The 18,034-nt window shown below is 38.5% G+C and carries 14 protein-coding genes; 5 read left to right on the top strand and 9 right to left on the bottom strand.

Annotated features, from left to right (window positions below; genetic code table 11):
• Position 1: 1 nt before the first annotated feature.
• Positions 2–1,363: a glutamine synthetase family protein gene (locus A9970_RS05560; protein ID WP_182981606.1), complete on the bottom strand. Its 1,362-nt coding sequence runs from the start codon at positions 1,361–1,363 to the stop codon at positions 2–4.
• Positions 1,360–2,682 carry an ethanolamine permease gene (gene eat / locus A9970_RS05565; RefSeq protein ID WP_182981607.1) on the bottom strand — a complete coding sequence of 441 codons (1,323 nt, stop codon included), beginning with the start codon at positions 2,680–2,682 and terminating at the stop codon, positions 1,360–1,362. The genes A9970_RS05560 and eat overlap by 4 nt, the downstream gene beginning before the upstream one ends.
• A 192-nt stretch (positions 2,683–2,874) precedes the next feature.
• Here eat and A9970_RS05570 point away from each other — a divergent pair, with 192 nt between their 5' ends.
• Complete coding sequence (locus A9970_RS05570; protein WP_075992641.1) at positions 2,875–3,339, top strand: Lrp/AsnC family transcriptional regulator; 465 nt, start codon at positions 2,875–2,877, stop codon at positions 3,337–3,339.
• A gap of 168 nt (positions 3,340–3,507) precedes the next feature.
• Here the strand turns inward: A9970_RS05570 and A9970_RS05575 are convergent, their stop codons facing one another.
• Entirely contained in the window at positions 3,508–3,843 is a 336-nt protein-coding gene (locus A9970_RS05575; protein ID WP_220801522.1) for a pentapeptide repeat-containing protein, read from the bottom strand.
• A 425-nt stretch (positions 3,844–4,268) separates the two neighbouring features.
• On the opposite strand from A9970_RS05575, the gene A9970_RS05580 reads away from it, so the two are divergent.
• Complete coding sequence (locus tag A9970_RS05580) at positions 4,269–5,789, top strand: Na+/H+ antiporter (RefSeq protein WP_409079944.1); 1,521 nt, start codon at positions 4,269–4,271, stop codon at positions 5,787–5,789.
• Positions 5,790–5,870: 81 nt separating this feature from the next.
• On the opposite strand, the gene A9970_RS05585 is transcribed toward A9970_RS05580, so the two are convergent.
• The 3 genes from A9970_RS05585 to A9970_RS05595 form a co-directional block, all read right to left on the bottom strand.
• Positions 5,871–6,137, bottom strand: a complete 267-nt coding sequence (locus A9970_RS05585; protein WP_088161582.1) for a hypothetical protein — start codon at positions 6,135–6,137, stop codon at positions 5,871–5,873.
• Between the two features lie 39 nt (positions 6,138–6,176).
• On the bottom strand, positions 6,177–7,973 hold the full coding sequence (locus A9970_RS05590; protein ID WP_182981609.1) for a serine hydrolase: 1,797 nt from the start codon (positions 7,971–7,973) through the stop codon (positions 6,177–6,179).
• Between the two features lie 375 nt (positions 7,974–8,348).
• The gene (locus tag A9970_RS05595) at positions 8,349–8,708 is read right to left on the bottom strand and encodes a hypothetical protein (RefSeq protein ID WP_182981610.1); all 360 of its coding nucleotides are present in this window, start codon (positions 8,706–8,708) and stop codon (positions 8,349–8,351) included.
• Positions 8,709–8,910: 202 nt separating this feature from the next.
• Here A9970_RS05595 and A9970_RS05600 point away from each other — a divergent pair, with 202 nt between their 5' ends.
• Both A9970_RS05600 and A9970_RS05605 read left to right on the top strand, forming a co-directional pair.
• Complete coding sequence (locus A9970_RS05600; RefSeq protein ID WP_153847316.1) at positions 8,911–9,570, top strand: FadR/GntR family transcriptional regulator; 660 nt, start codon at positions 8,911–8,913, stop codon at positions 9,568–9,570.
• Between the two features lie 88 nt (positions 9,571–9,658).
• Positions 9,659–10,870: an MFS transporter gene (locus tag A9970_RS05605; protein ID WP_182981611.1), complete on the top strand. Its 1,212-nt coding sequence runs from the start codon at positions 9,659–9,661 to the stop codon at positions 10,868–10,870.
• Between the two features lie 45 nt (positions 10,871–10,915).
• Here the strand turns inward: A9970_RS05605 and A9970_RS05610 are convergent, their stop codons facing one another.
• Positions 10,916–12,787 carry a RagB/SusD family nutrient uptake outer membrane protein gene (locus A9970_RS05610; RefSeq protein WP_182981612.1) on the bottom strand — a complete coding sequence of 624 codons (1,872 nt, stop codon included), beginning with the start codon at positions 12,785–12,787 and terminating at the stop codon, positions 10,916–10,918.
• A 34-nt stretch (positions 12,788–12,821) separates the two neighbouring features.
• Positions 12,822–16,037 carry a TonB-dependent receptor gene (locus tag A9970_RS05615; protein WP_182981613.1) on the bottom strand — a complete coding sequence of 1,072 codons (3,216 nt, stop codon included), beginning with the start codon at positions 16,035–16,037 and terminating at the stop codon, positions 12,822–12,824.
• 492 nt (positions 16,038–16,529) lie between these two features.
• Here A9970_RS05615 and A9970_RS05620 point away from each other — a divergent pair, with 492 nt between their 5' ends.
• Entirely contained in the window at positions 16,530–17,072 is a 543-nt protein-coding gene (locus A9970_RS05620) for a GNAT family N-acetyltransferase (protein ID WP_182981614.1), read from the top strand.
• A 43-nt stretch (positions 17,073–17,115) separates the two neighbouring features.
• Here A9970_RS05620 and A9970_RS05625 read toward each other — a convergent pair whose 3' ends face one another.
• The gene (locus A9970_RS05625) at positions 17,116–18,012 is read right to left on the bottom strand and encodes a polysaccharide deacetylase family protein (protein ID WP_182981615.1); all 897 of its coding nucleotides are present in this window, start codon (positions 18,010–18,012) and stop codon (positions 17,116–17,118) included.
• Between the last annotated feature and the right edge of the window lie 22 nt (positions 18,013–18,034).

Genomic DNA, 18,034 nt, shown 5'->3' on the forward strand with positions numbered 1-18,034 from the left:
GTTATATAATTTCAAAATATCTTTTTGTTTCCCAATCTGTTACTTGCTCTGAAAATTGTCGCCATTCCCATAACCTTGATTTACAAAAATGATCGACAAACTTTTGGCCAAACAACTCGGATGCTATTTGTGATTGCGCCATTCGAGTGGTCGCATCGTAGAGATTTCTTGGTAATACGCCGTGTTGCAGATCTTCATAACCATTACCAATAGTATGACGATTGTCCAATGGCAATTTATGTTTGATGCCATACAACCCGCTAGCCAAACATGCTGCTATGGCCAAGTAAGGGTTCACATCTGAACCGACAACACGGTGTTCAATGCGCGTGGCTTTAGGGCCACCTTCAATGACCCGGAGTGCTGTGGTACGATTATCTATGCCCCAGGTCAGGGTTGTAGGTGCCCATGCTCCTTCAGTCAGCCTTTTATAACTATTAACAGTAGGTGCCAATAACGGTAGAATATCAGGTAAACAATACAATTGCCCAGCAAGAAAATGCTTCATCAACTGGCTCATTCCGAGTTCATCTTCTTTATCATAAAAGAGGTTGCTCTGTTTGTTGAGATCCCAAAGACTTTGATGCACATGGCCGCTGCAGCCTGGTAAGTCCTTTGTTTGTTTCGCCATAAAACTCGCGGTAATATTATGTTTTTTCCCAATTTCTTTGACGGCAGATTTAAAGAGAGTAGCCCTATCTGCAGCTTCAAGAGCATCACTACATTGGATAGCAGCTTCCAGTACACCCGGCCCAGTCTCCGTATGCAGCCCCTCAAGAGGTACGCCGAATCTTTCGAGCATAGCTAAAAGATCCTGAAAAAAACCATAATTGTCGGACATCCGTAAGATAGAATAGCCAAACATACCTGATGTGATTGGTGTCATATCTCTAAAACTAGTTTGGGAAGAGGCATCATTGGCTTTCACGAAATTAAACCATTCAAATTCCTGTGACAAAATTGGTTTAAATCCAGCAGTCTCCGACTGTGAAATTATGTTTTTAAGGAGAGCTCTTGGACACACATTTTGGTCCTGAGAAAGTGGAGATTCAAAATCAGCTAGAAAAAAGGGAATATCCTCCTGCCAGGGAATCTGTCGAAATGTATTTCCATCAATACGTGCCGGGAAATCGCCGTATCCCGTATGCCAGCCTGTAATTTCCACATTGTCATAAACCTGATCATTAACATCCCATCCAAACACCACCGAACAAAATCCAAATTCATTGTCCAGTGCAGAGATAAACTTATCGCGATGCATAAATTTTCCACGTAAGACCCCGTCTATATCTGCAACGGCAACTTTAACGTGAGTACTTGTGCAAGCTTTTAGTTTGGAAATTATTTCATTTTTAGTTATCATAATTTGATGGTTTTGTCCTTGTCAAGGAAGATTAGGAAATAGAGGTATGATAAGATGACAAGCCCAAAGAATAATAGAGCTGTCAATGGGTTATAATATATCATTGCAATGAGACACACGATAGCAATAATCAACGCAATCGCCGGAAACAGCGGATACAATGGAACTTTGAATGGGCGTTCCAGATCAGGTTCCTTTTTTCGCAAGGCAAAAAATGACCACATGGATATAATGTAAAGACAGATTGCCCCAAAACATGCGATGGTAATAATGCCTGCGGTCTTCCCGGTCAGTAATGCTATGATGCCAATAGCCATATTGATTAAGAGTGCGTTGGCCGGAGTCTTAAATCGTTGATGCACTTTCCCAAGAATCGACGGTGCATAACCCACTCTCCCAAACTCGAAGGTAGCTCTGCCACCAGCGAGAATGATACCATGAAATGAGGCTATAAGACCCAATAGACCAACACCTATAAGTAATTTATAAAGAATATGGCGATTATCAATGACATGTGCAATAGCAAGTGGCAACGGCGAATCTGACGGTTCAGTGCTTCCGACAGGATACACAACAGCCTCCCAACCCCCGACACCCACCGCCGATAAAAATGTAATGATACAAAGCACAACTAAAGTCACTATGGCCGATCCAAAACCGATTAATACATTTTTCTGTGGATTGATAGTTTCCTCAGCGACATTGGCCACACCTTCAATAGCGAGAAAAAACCAGATAGCAAACGGAATAGCAGCAAAAATACCCGAGAACCCATTGGGCAATGCGTTGTGCTCAAGGTTGGAAAATTCGAAAGCTGGAAATGTAACGCCTGCAAATATCAGTAATTCAATAACCGCAAGAACAGTTACAACCAATTCAAATGATGCAGCGAGCTTAACCCCCAATATATTCATTGAAGTGAAAATCACATAGGCCCCAATCGCAAAAATAAGATAGTCAACCGAAGGATGTAGTAAATGTAGATAAGCACCTATAGCAGCGGCAATGGCAGGCGGTGCAAAAACAAACTCGATATTTTGTGCAATACCGGCGACAAATCCCAAATGCTTGCCCAGTCCTCGATTGGCATATTCAAAGGCTCCGCCAGCCCGAGGGATCGCACAAGCCAGCTCTGTATAGCTGAAGGTAAATGTAAGATACATGATAATAACGAATACTGTAGCAATGGCCAATCCCAATGTGCCGCCTTCCGCCAAACCGAGATTCCATCCAAAATACATTCCCGAGATAACATAGCCTACACCTAATCCCCATAACATAACAGGACCAAGGACTTTTTTTAATTGAGGCTCACTCATAATTTTATTTAGGTTGGTAAATTGATAGTAATTAACTAATCTAAATTTACTACATATAGTTTAAATGATAGTGTTATATATCTGTAATTATAGCTATTTTAGTAAAATAATATGGTTAGATATCATTTACTAGTATATACGATCTAACTATAGTCTTAGATATACTTTTTTTAGATTTAATTTACTACGATCATGAAATTGGATGAAAAGGACCTCATGCTTCTGGACCTGTTGCAACAGGATGCTAATATAAGTAACAAGGAAATATCTGACCGTGTTAATTTATCCATGACTCCAGTATACGAACGTATTAAGAAGTTAATCGCAACCTCTGTTCTTAAGCAGAAAGTCTTTCTGCTGGACAGAAGAAAACTTGATCTTAATCTAATGGTGCTCGTATCCATCAGTATGGAAAAACATTCCAATGAAAGTGCCTTGTTATTTATGGAAGAGATACAAAAATTTCCAGAAGTAGTCGAGTGTTTTCATGTAACGGGTGCATTTGACTATCAAATAAAGGTGATGGTTAGGGATGTTGATCACTATCATGAATTCAATTTTAATAAACTGGCAACAATCAAGGGTATCAGACATATGGAAAGTTATTTTGTGATGAAAGAAATCGTGAATACAACTCGTCTCCCAATCTTTCTTTGATAATTTAGTCTAGCGTATTTTGCCTTTCAAATGATTCAGCTTTCCGATTCTGCACCAATGACTGTCCTAATTTAGCCTCCCGAAATTATGGATTTCATTGGTATAGCAATTATACTTAGGCAATGGTTCATACCTGCAGAACCATGCCGTCTGTATGTGCAGTGTTGTTTATAGGAGAACAATATTCTCAAGCGATACGCCCACTCCCTTAAGAGCAGCGTAGGTTAATTTGTCCATTGATGCTCCGTCAAAATCAATAGTTTTAATACTCTTATAGTATTTATTTGTAAGCGCAAAGGTTGGCCGAAAGGAAACATTTCTAAGAATCACCCCGCTAAATGAACTGTTTGCAAGGTCTGCATTATCGAATTTTACATCGACAAAAACTTGCCCATCGAAGTTTATACCTCTCATATCACAAGACTTAAAGCTAACACCATTAAATTCACAGTATACAAAAATGGTTTTTCCGAGATCCGACGCTGTAAATTTTACATCAGCCAACTTTATACCAATACCTCCAGTTGTAATTAGGCTACTTATCGTTGTATTCTAACAACTTCACGTTGTGACTCTTAAAATATAGCCCTATGCAGCTATTTAAAGAAGATTTTAAGTAAAAACTCTTAAAAGACGAAGCTTTGTTTATAGTGACGCCATCCAATATTTTAAATCTTGGGGTAAAGTCAAAGATAAATTTCGCCTAATTTAGGAACATTTACCATAGGAATCTAAGTTAAAACATGTTCTCTTCAATTGTCCAGTTGATAGATGACTTTCTTGTAGCAATTCGTAGGCAACCATGAATACCGCCAAGCTAGTTTAAATATTTCTAGAAATTTGATCTATATTTATGTACCTAAAATTTACATATGTTGGAGAATTTTGAGTTTTACCTTTTTTTAGTCCTACTAATCACTATGTTGATAATGCTGGCGAAGAAAATTCAGGTTGCATACCCTGTTTTACTTGTATTAGCGGGACTTGTAATAAGTTTTATCCCGGGAGTTCCTCCTATAAAGATAGAACCCGAATTGATATTCATTATTTTTTTACCGCCACTCCTCTACGAGGCAGCTTGGTCAACTTCCTGGAAAGAACTCTGGCGATGGCGTCGGATTATCTTCAGCTTTGCCTTTGTTGTCGTCTTTTTTACAGCATTATCAGTTGCCGTTTTTGCCAACTATTTTATTCCAGGATTCTCCTTAGCGCTCGGTTTTCTATTGGGTGGAATAGTTTCCCCGCCTGATGCGGTTAGTGCCGGTGCAATTTTAAAATTCGTGAAGGTACCCAAAAGGCTGGCGTCCATACTGGAAGGTGAAAGTTTGTTGAATGATGCTTCCTCATTAATAATTTTTCGCTTTGCAATGATTGCTGCTGCTACTGGCCAATATGTATGGTACCAAGCCGCCGGAAGCTTTATTTGGATGTGTGTTGGTGGAGTGGGAATCGGACTTACAATTGCCTATGTTTTTCTGAAAATGCACAAACTTTTACCAACCGATTCCAATACAGATATATTGCTAACTTTTATTGCACCTTTCTCGATGTATTTGGTAGCGGAACAGCTCCACGCTTCTGGGGTTCTTGCGGTTGTCAGTGGCGGCTTATTTCTCTCTTATCGTAGTCACGATTTTTTGAGCAGTGCATCCCGGATCCGGACAGTAACCGTATGGGAAAGCTTCTGCTTTCTGTTGAATGGCATCGTCTTTATGCTTATCGGCTTAGATTTACCGGAAATTGTTTCTGGATTGGGTGATACTAATATCTCTACTGCTATTGGCTATGGCGTAGCCGTTACAATAGTCCTTATTCTTGTACGAGTTTTTGCAGGGTATGCTGCGGTAATAACCACCTTGATCATGAGAAATTTTATAACGGTTGCAGATGCTCAATCGCCCGGTTGGCAAACGCCAATGATTATCGGCTGGACGGGAATGCGTGGCGTCGTTTCTTTGGCAGCAGCACTATCCATCCCATTAACTTTAGCCGATGGATCTCCTTTCCCTCAACGAAACCTCATTCTTTTCATCACATTTGTCGTGATTCTGTTAACCTTACTTGTTCAAGGCTTGACGCTCCCCTTTATATTAAGAAAAATCAAATTAGTAGATAGAGATTTTGTAAGAAGTGAAAAGGAGATCGATTATGAAATTCAGAACAGACTGGCTCAAGTCGCCGTTGACAAGATTCGTAATGATTACGCGGACAAAGTTGAAAGTTTTCCTACCTTGAAGGATCAACTACAGAAGTACGAAAATCAATTGCGGAGCTCCGAGATCATCATTAATTACACCGAATACCGTAAAATCTATATCGATATCCTCGAAACCCAACGCATTTGGCTAATCAATAAAAACCGCGAGGAACTTTTATTGGACGAAGAGATCATCCGAAAACACCTTCGTTTATTAGATCTTCAGGAAGAAAGATTGAATATGAGAAGTTAGTTTACCCCTAGATCAGCCTACTGCTGTATATTTATGATCGACAATACCGTTTGAATTGTCGATCATAAATAGCTAATTTACTTAATCTTCATCCAAATAAATGTCGTGGACAACAAAACGAATATTTTTGCTAAACACCAACATATCCTCTACATCTTCAGAATCTATGGCATAGAGTGTTTCTACCCCGCCTTCATCCAACAGTTCGGAATCTGGTATAAGTTCAAAAAAAGTGATTCCTTCAACAATGGATAATTCTTCTACTTTAATATATGATACATCCTGGCTTTTCCAAAGTGAGAGAATTTCCTTGGAAAACAATCGATAATTATTAGCTTGATTTGACATGGTCGCAAATTAGCAAAAAAAAAGCTCATTATATTTGTGTCATAACGTTTCTAAAATCTTACTGACTTTTTCATTTTTAGGATTAATTTCTAAAACTTTTCGATAATTCTCCTTAGCGCTATCTATTTGTCCTGATTTCAGGTAGGCTTCCGCTAAACTATCATAAACATTTTCACTTTTAGGATGTAGCATCGTATTCACCTTAAATATATCAATAGCTTGATTTATTTTATGCTGATTGAGCAGTTCATAACCTGCGCCATTCAGGAAACCTTCTGAAAGCAAATCATCTGCACTATCCTGTTCTTTTGCTTTTTGATAAGCTTTTAATCCATCCTCAAAATTTCCTTCTAAAATAAGCTCTAACGGAGTCCAGTCATTTGCATTGACTTTCGGATTTCTGGAATAAATCTTTTTATCGCGCAAAACCTGTACAAGCTCATATTGACCGCTTTCGGTATCATTTGAAAATATGACGTTTACGTTTCGATCTCGCATAGCAAATGTATTTGCAGAAACTTTAACCAATTCTACAGGCTTGTCTAGATTTTGCGCTGACATTAGCTTGCCATTTTGATTATAGACCCTTATAACACCATATTTTCCAGATCTATAACGCCCACTATTGTCATGCAGTTCTTGAGGACTTAGTGGCAAAATTTTATTTATTGGGGCTAGATAATTGGGCCATTGATAAGTTAATGCGACCGCTCGGACAAGCTCGTTGATAAATTCAGGTTTGTTTGTGTTCGTAAGAATAACTACTCCATCACCGCTTGTTTTATTTCCAATAAAATAGGAGCTAAAGCCTTCGTTCCATCCACCATGGCAAAAATAAGATGAGCCGTTATAATCTTCTAGGAATACACCTAATCCTATAATGGGTTCAATATAGGAACTTGTGAATTCTTCTGCCATCTTCTTAGAGATAACAAGACTACTTTTGCCATTTAAGGTCCGTTGAATATCGATTACGAATCTAGCGTAATCTTCTGCAGTTGACCACAGGCCTGCAGCTGCCTGTTCTGGGTAGACATGATATCTTCCTTCGACTTTTTTGCCATCCATCGTATAAGCCGTCGCCGCAAATTGTCTTTTCGATTCAGGAAGAGGCTGGGCAAAAGTGCTATTTTTCATACCCAAAGGTGAGAGTACCTTTTCTTCCATAATACTGCCATAATCTTTTCCTTCAATGTCAACGAGCATCTGTTGAAGTACCGTATACCCACCGCCTGAATATCGAAAATTTGAGCCAGGAAGTTTATCAACATAAACCATAGGTGTATTAGCGGGCTTTAGACCACTCAGTACTTCAACCGCTGTAGGAATTGGGTCTGTTATCCGATACCCCGGGAATCCACTTACAGTAAGTCCCGCAGTATGGCTAATGATATTTTTGAGTGTAACCTTTTTCACTTTGGTCCAATTATTTTCTGGTATTTTCCAAGATTTCAGGTACAAATTCACATCGGCATTGGATTCCAACTTGCCAAGCTCCACTTCCTTCAATGCAGCATATGCACTTACAGGCTTGCTCATGGAGGCCACCTGAAATAAGGTATTTGACCTGACAGGCGTTTTCGAATCGAGATCCGCAAAACCATAAGTTTTGCTCCATAATACTTCAGAGTTTTTTATCACAGCGATGCTTACCCCTGGAACCTGATAGAATTCCATACGCGATATAATATTCCATGTCGGCTCACCCTCAAAACGAACAGGGGGTATTAGACTGGATTCGACATGAGAAATCTCATTTATTTTTTGATGGGCCGTTTGAGCAAATGCGGTTGACACTAGTATCACAAAAATTCCAGTAATTGGTAAAGCTTTCATTTTATTTATGATCATTTAAATGTTAATACAAAGCGTCTCTCCTATCAATCTTTAGCTTTGTAATTCTTCATTGAAATCTAATGCCAATTTTATTGCCAAAAACATAAGTAGCTATAAGACAATTTAATATAGCAATACTTTAATATAAATTGATCGTATTCGGACATTTAATGTCCGAATACGATCAATTTAATTAGCTAAGTGGTACCTCGATTTTCTAATATCATCACCTGTCTGCCTTATCGCATGTTCGCATGCAGCAGCCATCTTCACTGACGTAGTAGGATCGTAAATAAAAGTTTCCTTTTGGTTGTATTACAGAAAAATATGAGCGGGGCATACTAGCTCCCGCCACATCGTTTGATTAATTGATCCCTAATGATTGGGATTACCATAATAGTTTTGATAATTCTGAATAGTAGCGCTAAACCATGCTCCACAGCTGCTATAATACATATCATTGGCACCATAGCTGTTGTATGTGAGGACCTGAGTTTCGATCAACTGACCGCTTGTATTATAGATACTCATCGTCAATCTACATAGCGTGCGAGACTTTCCGACCTTGATCTCTTTGGCTTCGCTCACGATATTTAAATGAGTTTTTTCAGTTTGTGATTTGTAAATCGTTGATTTTTCAACAACACTGTTGTCGACCACTTTTGGACCTGTTTTTGCAAAAGTAGCAGATGACAATAAAGCCAAGGCTACGACGCTCATCATTAATTTTTTCATGTTTCTAAGTTTTAGATAAATACATTGGAGGACCGTCCTCTGTTAATTACCCTAAAACTGCCAATAAATTTAATACAGTAAACTCCGTAATAAATATCTGATGTGATCGTAACAATATTCGGTTAGTTTGATCAAATTTTTGAAAATAAATAAGAATTCAAAAAATTCTACTACCTTTGTAATCATCAGATGATATGACTATATGAAGACTGAAGCTATCGTACGAAGATCCTTGGCGGAGGAAGTTGCCGCAGCAATAGAAGAAAAAATCAAATTGGGCGAATTTCCTGTAGAATCTAAACTTCCTACCGAACCAGAATTGATGAAACAATTTGCTGTGGGCAGATCCAGCATTCGTGAAGCTGTCAAATATTTAAGTCAATCAGGCTATCTAAATGTGCAACAAGGTCTTGGTACTTTTGTCAAAAGTAGTACGGGTCATCATGCCCTTGATTCAAAAATTGAGAAAGCCAATTTTAACGATATTTTTGAAGTTAGACACGTATTAGAGTTGCGAATTATTGAAAAAGCAGCCTTAAATCGTACTTCGAAAGGCCTCAAAGATATGGCGCAAGCACTTAAAAATAGAGCTAAATACGCCGAAATGGGAAATTTGACAGCATGCGTGAATGCTGATATATCCTTTCACAGTGCAATTGCTGAATCATGTGGAAATAGTATTTTGACCGCGTTATATACAACCTTATCTGAGCATGTCAATAAGTTCTTCATGACTATCTATAAGGATACAGTCCCCTTCTTAGCTTCACAACAGCAACACGAGGAACTGATGTTGGCAATCAAAGATAAAGAAGTGAAAAAAGCTGTTGATATTGCCAACCGAATTATCCAACAACTGTAATTTTCCTGTAGCATATGCAAATTATCAATATCAATATATTCTATTTTTATCAATTAAAACATCAGATGACCTGATGAATATTTCCTTTATGAAAACACAATCACTAAACCCGAGTGGATCTTGGAAAAGTTCCGAAACCGTCTATCCGATTTTATTTGCGATTAGTCTTTCACACTTGCTTAATGACTTGATTCAATCTGTCATCCCAGCAGTGTATCCCATGTTAAAATCAAATTATGCCCTTAGTTTTACGCAAATTGGTATTATAACATTGGTTTTTCAGCTTACCGCCTCTATTTTGCAGCCCTTCGTTGGTTTGTATACAGATAAAAACCCTACACCTCGGTCACTTGCCGTGGGGATGTTTTTCTCTTTAGCCGGTTTGATATGCATTTCATTTGCGTCAAACTTTATCTACATTCTCCTTTCTGTAAGCTTTATTGGGATGGGGTCGTCTATATTTCATCCAGAAGCATCTCGAGTTGCTCATTTAGCTTCCGGAGGCAAAAAGGGGCTCGCACAGTCTATCTTTCAAGTCGGCGGTAATGCTGGTGGTGCAATAGGCCCCCTTCTTGTAGCGCTTATTGTGATCCCTTTGGGTCAACAATACATCGGCGTGTTTGGCGTATTGGCCATCGTAGCCGTTATGATTCTTACTTATGTCGGTAATTGGTATCAAATACACCTCAAGCCTAAGACACAAACAACTTCTGTTAGTGCTTTAAAAGCTGACCTGCCAAAATCAAAAGTGATATTTGCACTTGTGATTTTATTGGTACTCATTTTCTCCAAATATTTTTACATGGCTTCAATGACCAGCTACTTCACCTTCTATTTGATCAATAAATTCCATGTTTCGGTCCAGGAATCTCAGATTTACTTATTTATATTTCTTGCTTCTGTTGCCGCCGGAACCATATTGGGTGGTCCCTTGGGAGACCGATATGGTCGTAAACTAATTATTTGGGTGTCTATTCTTGGAGCAGCACCTTTCACTTTGTTATTACCTCATGTAGGTCTTGGACTAACCATGATCCTTGCTATTATAATCGGTTTGATCATCTCCTCGGCATTTTCAGCTATCTTGGTTTATGCAACGGAGCTTATCCCCGGAAAGGTTGGGATGATTGCAGGCTTATTTTTTGGTTTTGCTTTTGGCATGGGGGGCATTGGATCAGCTGTGTTGGGCTGGCTCGCAGATCGTACTTCAATTGAATATGTATTCAACATCTGTGCTTATCTTCCACTAATTGGAATAGTTACAGGCTTATTGCCTAATATTACTCAAAGGAAAAATTAATCCTTTAAAAAGCCCTTCTTATTATTAAAGAAGGGCTTTTCAGTATTAATAACCTGGATTTTGAATTAGTTTAGTATTTCGGTTTATCTCATCTCTGTTTATAGAGGTAAAATACATCTTGTCGTCCCAACTTCTATTTTCAATTCCTGGATCTATATTGGATACCACGTATTTATACGTGTAATTGCTCGGGTCATATTTATAAATGGTTACTTTTTTACCGTCTTTTAGCGTTCCCGTAATATTGATAATATTTGCCTTTCGGCCTAATGTCTCAGAGGCAATCATCCAACGTCTAGCATCAAAAAAGCGATGTTCTTCGTAAGCTAGCTCAATCCGACGCTCATTTCTATAACGGCTTTTTAATGCGGACCCAGTCTCGGTAATAGCAGGCATACCTGCTCTGAAACGAATTTTATTTAACCAAGACTTAGCCTCCGCATCTTCGCCCAACTCGATGCAAGCTTCTACATAGTTCAATACGGCTTCCGTATAGCGAAACAATGGCCAAGGAATACGTTGTCTTGTATTTTGGTCTTCCATCGCTGGATCTGGATCAGTAAATTTACGGATATAATAGCCTGTTCGAGATCCATTCCAGTCTTCAATCGGACTCTTTCTTGTATCTAAGCCAAACTGAATCGTCTTTTGTCCCTGTCCATTTATAATCTCATATTGACCAGTCTGGATCTGATTATAAGGATCTCTTGTTTTAACATCAGCTGTCCTTGGTTTCCAATCAGCACCATCATAGAGTACAGTTGCTTTTAATCGTGGGTCTCGATTCTGATAAGGATTAGCAGCCATCGTGGCATTGGACCAATCAAATGGTTGACCAGATTGCGTTTCGTAATCATCAATAAGAAGTTGAATCGGTGTATTTCCTGCCCAGTTGTGATAACCATTTGGCCCATTGTCACGTCCTACCCAACCACCCCGCTCATCTTTTTCATCGATAAAAAATCTTCCTAAAATCAGATCTTTTATAGCTGACGCATCAGCAGATTTACTTCCACCACCTAAGGATAAAGCCATGTAATTTGCCGTACCATTATCTGATGATTCTGCAGCACTTAAATCAAGTTTGTACGCAAATTCACTATGATTTAGCACCTCTTTAGCAGCATTTTTTGCCTTCGTCCAACGTTCGGTTTGGCTACCGCTGGTGTACATTAAATATTCAGGATTTGTATATCCAGCTAACAAAGTAGACTTTGCTTTTGCTTTACTTGCATCATGAAGGTCACTAGCAGCATATAATAGTACTCTAGACTTTAAAGCTAATGCAGCTGTCTCACTTACACGACCTTTGATAAAAGTCGCAGTTTTCAATAAAAGTGAAGCACTATCAAGGTCACTCACGATCGCATTGACACATTCTTCATAAGTATTTCTTGAAACCATAAAATCGTTATCCGTCAGACGGCTTACATTTTTTACGAAAGGAACCCCGCCGTAAAAACGCAACAATTGTTGATGATAATACGCTCTAAAAAAATAGGCTTCTCCGAGTAATTTATTTGCTTTCCCTTTATCAAATTTTGGCTCAACCAAATTCTTTATCGCAATGTTTGCTGCTCTAATACGTGAATACATGCGGCCATATTCATAGGTATCCATGATATAACCCTGATCTGCTGGATTAGACCGTGATTCAGTGACGGTATTTATTCCACGATTTGGATGTGTAAATAAAGCCTCGTCTGTCATGGACGCCATTTCTTGCTCATAAAATCCACCAACACCAAAACCATTGTAGATTTCGGTAACAAAAGCTTCGGATAATGCCGCGTCTGACCATGTTGTCTCATCAGGGATCTCATTAAGCGGCTTTGTATTGACAAAGTCGTCATTACAAGATTGCAGTGCAGATGACAGCACGAGTAATAAAACAGATATGTTTACAATTTTTTTCATTTTTTTACTTCATTAAATTTTTACCTAAGATGATCTAAAACGATAATAGTACCCCTGCATTGATTAATCTCGCTTGTGGATAATACTGTCCCAAAGCATTAACAGCTTCTGGATCATACATTTTGATCTTGCTCCAAGTGATTAAATTCATGCCATTGGCGTATACTCGTAAGGAGCCTATACCAATTTTACTACAAATACTAGAAGGAAGATTATAACCGACCTCGACATTTTTCAACCGCAAATAGTCTGTACTTCGCATCCAATAGGTGTTATTGTACGAGTAATATTGATTACTTCTGTCCGTCAACCTAGGATAGACACTACTTGGATTGCTGATGCTCCAACGTTTTTCATAAAATTCTTCAAGGAAATTACCAATTGATCCCGATTCATCTGTTCCGACACGAATCTCTCCACCTGTAGCTCCCTGAAATAATACCGATAGATCAAAGTCTTTATAGGTTAAGCTAAAATTGAACCCGCCCTGGAACGTAGGGTCACTGTTTTTGTCTCGTCTAACTTTATCATCTGGCGTAATTTTTCCGTCACCATTGAAATCTTGATACTTCATGTCGCCGGGACGCAGGGTTTTTGTAATTGCGCTATAGTCCAATTTATTGTTGGCAATATCCTCCATGTCACGGAATACGCCATCATAGACATAATAAATATCCGTCTTGATTGGTTTACCTGTACTTTGTTGCCATGCTGGGGCACCTGGAGCCTCATCCCAGAAGATAATCTTATTTTTTGCATAGCCTCCATTAACACCAAGAGTATATCCAAGCTCCCCAACTTTCCCTTTATAACCAAGATTAAACTCCCAACCTTTATTATCCACTTTACCAATATTCTCAGCCGGTAGTGTCATACCTGTACTTTGAGGAACGGAGGCATTTCGCTGCCATAGAATGGAATTACGTCTATTTTTAAAGATATCAAACTCAAAATTTAACTTTCCTTGGAAAAATTGAAAGTCAAAACCAAGATTATAATTGTTGGCAACTTCCCAAGTAATCAACTCATTAGGAACACGAGTTTCAAATAGAGTTTTCATCAATTGATCATTAATTACATAGTTTCCAAATGAATAGGTCGAGAAATATTGATACTCTTGTAACTGATCTTTATAATAAATATTATCATTACCCATCTGACCATAGGAGGCACGTATTTTAAAATAATTAACAACAGGAATGTTCTCCTTCCAGAAATTTTCTTCTGACACGACCCATCCTGCCATCGCTCCAGGAAAGAAACCATAACGAGAATCTGCAGGAAACATGTAAGAACCATCCCGGCGCCAAAGGAACTCCGCAATGTATTTACTTTTGTAATTATAACCGAAGCGTCCAAAATAGTTTAAACGCGCTCTGTCCCATGCAGTCCCATCATTATTTTTTTCGGCGTCGCCACCAGCAAATAGATAATCTATCATATTTGAAAGAAAATAGCGCCGATACGCACTGAATTTATCATTGTTGATGGTTTCTCTATTAACACCAGCAATAACATTCAATTGATGATCGCCAAATTTCCGTTCAAAACTCAAAATTCCACCTAGTAGAATATTCAGCTGATCTTCATTACTTTGATTTAAATTCGGATCAGCGGGCCCTCGTTTGCCTGCCTCCAACAAAGGCGTTGTACCATCCGCTTCATAAGCCCCCTGCCAAGAATACAAGGTCCATGGCATAACCCATGTTTTTTGATTTTTCACATACTTGTCAACTGACGCATTCAATGTCAATTTAAGCCCATCTATCCAAGGATTGGTAATATCAACTTGCCCATTTGTTTGGAAGTAGTAACGTTTATCTCTATCATAACCAGTTGCATTAGTAGTAATAACTACTGGGTTTTCACCATTTTCAATATCTGGACCAGGTTTCCCATTAGGCCAAATTGCTGGTTGTGTCGGATTTCCACGCATCAGCATCCTAAAGATTGTACCCGCACTTTTTGTCGGGAAGCTCCTATTCTCCTGCCTACCCAAAACGCCAAATTGGGTTTTAACATATTGGCTGATATTAGCATCTAGATTAATCCTTAAATCATATTGTTTATATCCTGTAGCCGAATTTTTATAGTAGGCATCTTGATTTTGATACCCCAAAGACATGAGATACTTTACATCCTCGGTACCCCCATTAATTTGCAAGTTATGCCGTTGTTGAGGAGACCAGTCTTTTAAAGTTGCCTTATACCAGTCCGTATTCGGATGTCCCCAAGGATCTGATCCATCCTTGAACTTTTGGATATCTTCCGGTTTAAATGGCGCATCTAATACTCCGCCACCTTGCTTATTGTAACTACCTTTATCATTGATAGCGGTGTAAGCCGCAGACCATTCTTCAACAGGAAGATTATAGATCTCAAGTTCATTACGGATCTCAGCAAATTGAGCTGCATTGGTCAATTTAGGTATTACAGTCGGCTGAGAATACCCTTGATTAAAAGTATAAGAAAACTGAGGCTTTCCTGTCTTCCCTCTTCTTGTCGTCACAAGAATAACCCCATTTGCTGCCCGGGCACCATAAATGGCAGCAGAAGCATCCTTTAAAACCGAGATATTTTCTATATCGCGGGGATTGATCCGGTCGATTCCGCCTTCCCGTGCAGGAACCCCATCAATAACGACTAAAGGACTGCTATTTCCTAATGTATTCGTACCCCGTATTTTGATATTGGAACCATCGTATCCAGGCTCAGCACTTCCATTAGTCGCTGTAACTCCCGGTACCCGTCCTGTTAATGCATTGGAAACGTTCAATGCTGGTGATTGTGCAAGATCGCTTCCCTTAACAGTGGCTACAGCACCTGTAACAGTCTCTTTACGTTGCTTCCCGTAACCAACAACAACGACTTCTTCGAGATTGGATTCCGAATTCAAAAGCGTGACATCTATCGCATGCCGTCCTTTTACAGATTCATCCATAGACTGCTTACCCACCATACGAAAATTAATGATCGCATTCATAGGGACCTTATCCAGTTTGTACTTACCTTGATTGTCGGTTTTTGTTACTAGACTCGTTCCATTTACAGATACTGTTACTCCAGGAATTGGCATTCCTGTTTCATCATGTACCGTTCCGGAAACACTTAGCTCCTGTTGAAAGAGAATTCCATGGCTTGCGAGGGTTGCAGCATCAACGATTTGAGGACTCAGGGCCACTAAAGAGCACAAGGATCCAGTCCAAAACGCTCTCTTCCATTGATTTGAGAAATAATGGCAGTTAATCATAAAAACTGTTTAATTGTTTAAATTTTGTGTTTAATTAGTTATTTTTTTACCTCTTAAAGACATGTCGGTTTAGGCGTCTTATCAGAAGTGGTTTATAATTGTTTATCTAACATGAAAATACGAAAATAAATATACAAAGCAAGTGTTAATTTTACACTATTTAACATTTTAACATTAATCAGTTGAAAGTAAGTGTTTTGAGAAAGCAAACTGGTTAGCCTTATTTTTCGAACAGATATAATCCAGCCTTATGAGGATGATACATGGTACAAAAATCGCTAACAGCTCGTCTTTAAACGAAATTTTTGCAAGAAAAGTAAACTCTAGTATATCGAAAGTATATTATCAATTTTTATAATAATAATATGCATCTTTATCCTTTATAATTAGATCTATAATTGATTTTTTAAAAACAATTATGTATGTACAAACAGTGGAGCCAAATACGGCTTTATTAATAGCAACGAAATACTTATATCTACAAACAAAACTATGAACATTAAAATTAGGCAAGAAAAATCAAGTGACCCGAATATTGTATTCGAACTGATCCGACTCGCTTTTGAAAACGAACAGTATAGCGATCATCAAGAGCACATTTTAGTAGAAAAACTAAGAAAGACAGCAGAATTTATACCACAACTGTCTATGGTGGCAGAAGTTGAAGGAGAAATAGCAGGCTACATCCTCCTGACAAAGATTCAGATTATTGATAAAGAGAATCAAAAAGCATTCGATTCTCTTGCCTTGGCTCCCGTCGCTGTGCTACCTCAGTTTCAAGGAAAGGGAATTGGCGGTAAATTAATTCTTGGCGCCCATCAGATAGCAAAAGAATTGGGTTTTGGATCAGTAGTTGTGCTCGGACATGCAGACTATTATCCTAAATTTGGATATGTATCCGCATCCGTCTATGGTATAAAATTCCCATTTGATGTTCCTGATGAGAATTGTATGATAAAAGAGCTAACAGACAATTCCTTGAAAGGTATACAGGGTACGGTTCATTATCCAGAAGAGTTTGGTGTTATTTCATAAACCAAACTCTTCATTATGATTTGATGCCAATTAACAATCCTATTTAATACTTAATCGGATAATCTTGCATAAATTCAAACTGATAACCATCTTTTTTCAATGCATCTATTAAAGTAGACAACTCCTGTTGTCCCTTTTGCGTTTGAAACATATCATCATGCATCAAGAAAACAACATTATTAGGCACCATCGAACTTTTATTGTTCATATAATTCCGAATGTGTGACAAAGTGGACTCCTGGCTCTGTATGGGTGCACCAGTGATGCTATTAAGCCGCCACTCGACATCCCAACCATAAATTGTATATCCGTTTTTATGTAATAGATCGGCGGTGCTAGATCCATTTTTAAGGTCGATCTTACGAACATTATCATATATCCAAATATTCCTGCCCGGAAGTCGAACGATCTTATGTTTTAGATTGAGATCTTTTTCATTCTTTTCAAAATCAGCAAAAGCATTTTGGGGATTATTATAAAATCGAGAATACTGATTGTTTGCGTGCGTATAGCTATGATTATAGCAGGCTATAAGCGGATTGGATTCATAACGGGCAAGATCACGTTTCCTCCCTTTGCTCATATTAGCGTGCTTACCAATCAAGAATACACTCACTTTAATGTTTTTTTCTTTCGCAATAGAATCAATAAAGGCACTACCAATCAATGGTCCGTCATCGAAAGTCAGGTAGATATGTTTTGGATACGTGTTAAATGCTTTCCGCAGCGAATCCTTAAGTTCACGTTTTTGTTGTTTGATCGGAACAGGATGCAAACTATCTACTGTAAATTGAATCTGATTTTTCTGAAGCGAATCCCACCTATTCAACAAATGTGGTATTTTTTCCTTGACAACCAATTTCTCTGTAAGTGTGTCCTTCAGCTCGCCTTTCCCCAAGACTTTGTTTGAAAAATCCTTACATGCGGTTACACTAAACATTGTACTACAAATGAAAAGTACC

Origin of the sequence: Sphingobacterium sp. UME9, from assembly GCF_014170215.1 — a bacterium.
In the GTDB taxonomy this organism is placed as follows: domain Bacteria; phylum Bacteroidota; class Bacteroidia; order Sphingobacteriales; family Sphingobacteriaceae; genus Sphingobacterium; species Sphingobacterium paramultivorum.

Excerpts from the sequence above, each read along its gene's own strand:
- A9970_RS05560 (WP_182981606.1), bottom strand. The coding sequence starts at position 1,363 with ATGATAACTAAAAATGAAATAATTTCCAAACTAAAAGCTTGCACAAGT.
- eat (WP_182981607.1), bottom strand. The coding sequence starts at position 2,682 with ATGAGTGAGCCTCAATTAAAAAAAGTCCTTGGTCCTGTTATGTTATGG.
- A9970_RS05570 (WP_075992641.1), top strand. The coding sequence starts at position 2,875 with ATGAAATTGGATGAAAAGGACCTCATGCTTCTGGACCTGTTGCAACAG.
- A9970_RS05580 (WP_409079944.1), top strand. The coding sequence starts at position 4,269 with ATGCTGGCGAAGAAAATTCAGGTTGCATACCCTGTTTTACTTGTATTA.
- A9970_RS05585 (WP_088161582.1), bottom strand. The coding sequence starts at position 6,137 with ATGTCAAATCAAGCTAATAATTATCGATTGTTTTCCAAGGAAATTCTC.
- A9970_RS05590 (WP_182981609.1), bottom strand. The coding sequence starts at position 7,973 with ATGAAAGCTTTACCAATTACTGGAATTTTTGTGATACTAGTGTCAACC.
- A9970_RS05595 (WP_182981610.1), bottom strand. The coding sequence starts at position 8,708 with ATGAAAAAATTAATGATGAGCGTCGTAGCCTTGGCTTTATTGTCATCT.
- A9970_RS05600 (WP_153847316.1), top strand. The coding sequence starts at position 8,911 with ATGAAGACTGAAGCTATCGTACGAAGATCCTTGGCGGAGGAAGTTGCC.
- A9970_RS05605 (WP_182981611.1), top strand. The coding sequence starts at position 9,659 with ATGAAAACACAATCACTAAACCCGAGTGGATCTTGGAAAAGTTCCGAA.
- A9970_RS05610 (WP_182981612.1), bottom strand. The coding sequence starts at position 12,787 with ATGAAAAAAATTGTAAACATATCTGTTTTATTACTCGTGCTGTCATCT.
- A9970_RS05615 (WP_182981613.1), bottom strand. The coding sequence starts at position 16,037 with ATGATTAACTGCCATTATTTCTCAAATCAATGGAAGAGAGCGTTTTGG.
- A9970_RS05620 (WP_182981614.1), top strand. The coding sequence starts at position 16,530 with ATGAACATTAAAATTAGGCAAGAAAAATCAAGTGACCCGAATATTGTA.
- A9970_RS05625 (WP_182981615.1), bottom strand. The coding sequence starts at position 18,012 with ATGTTTAGTGTAACCGCATGTAAGGATTTTTCAAACAAAGTCTTGGGG.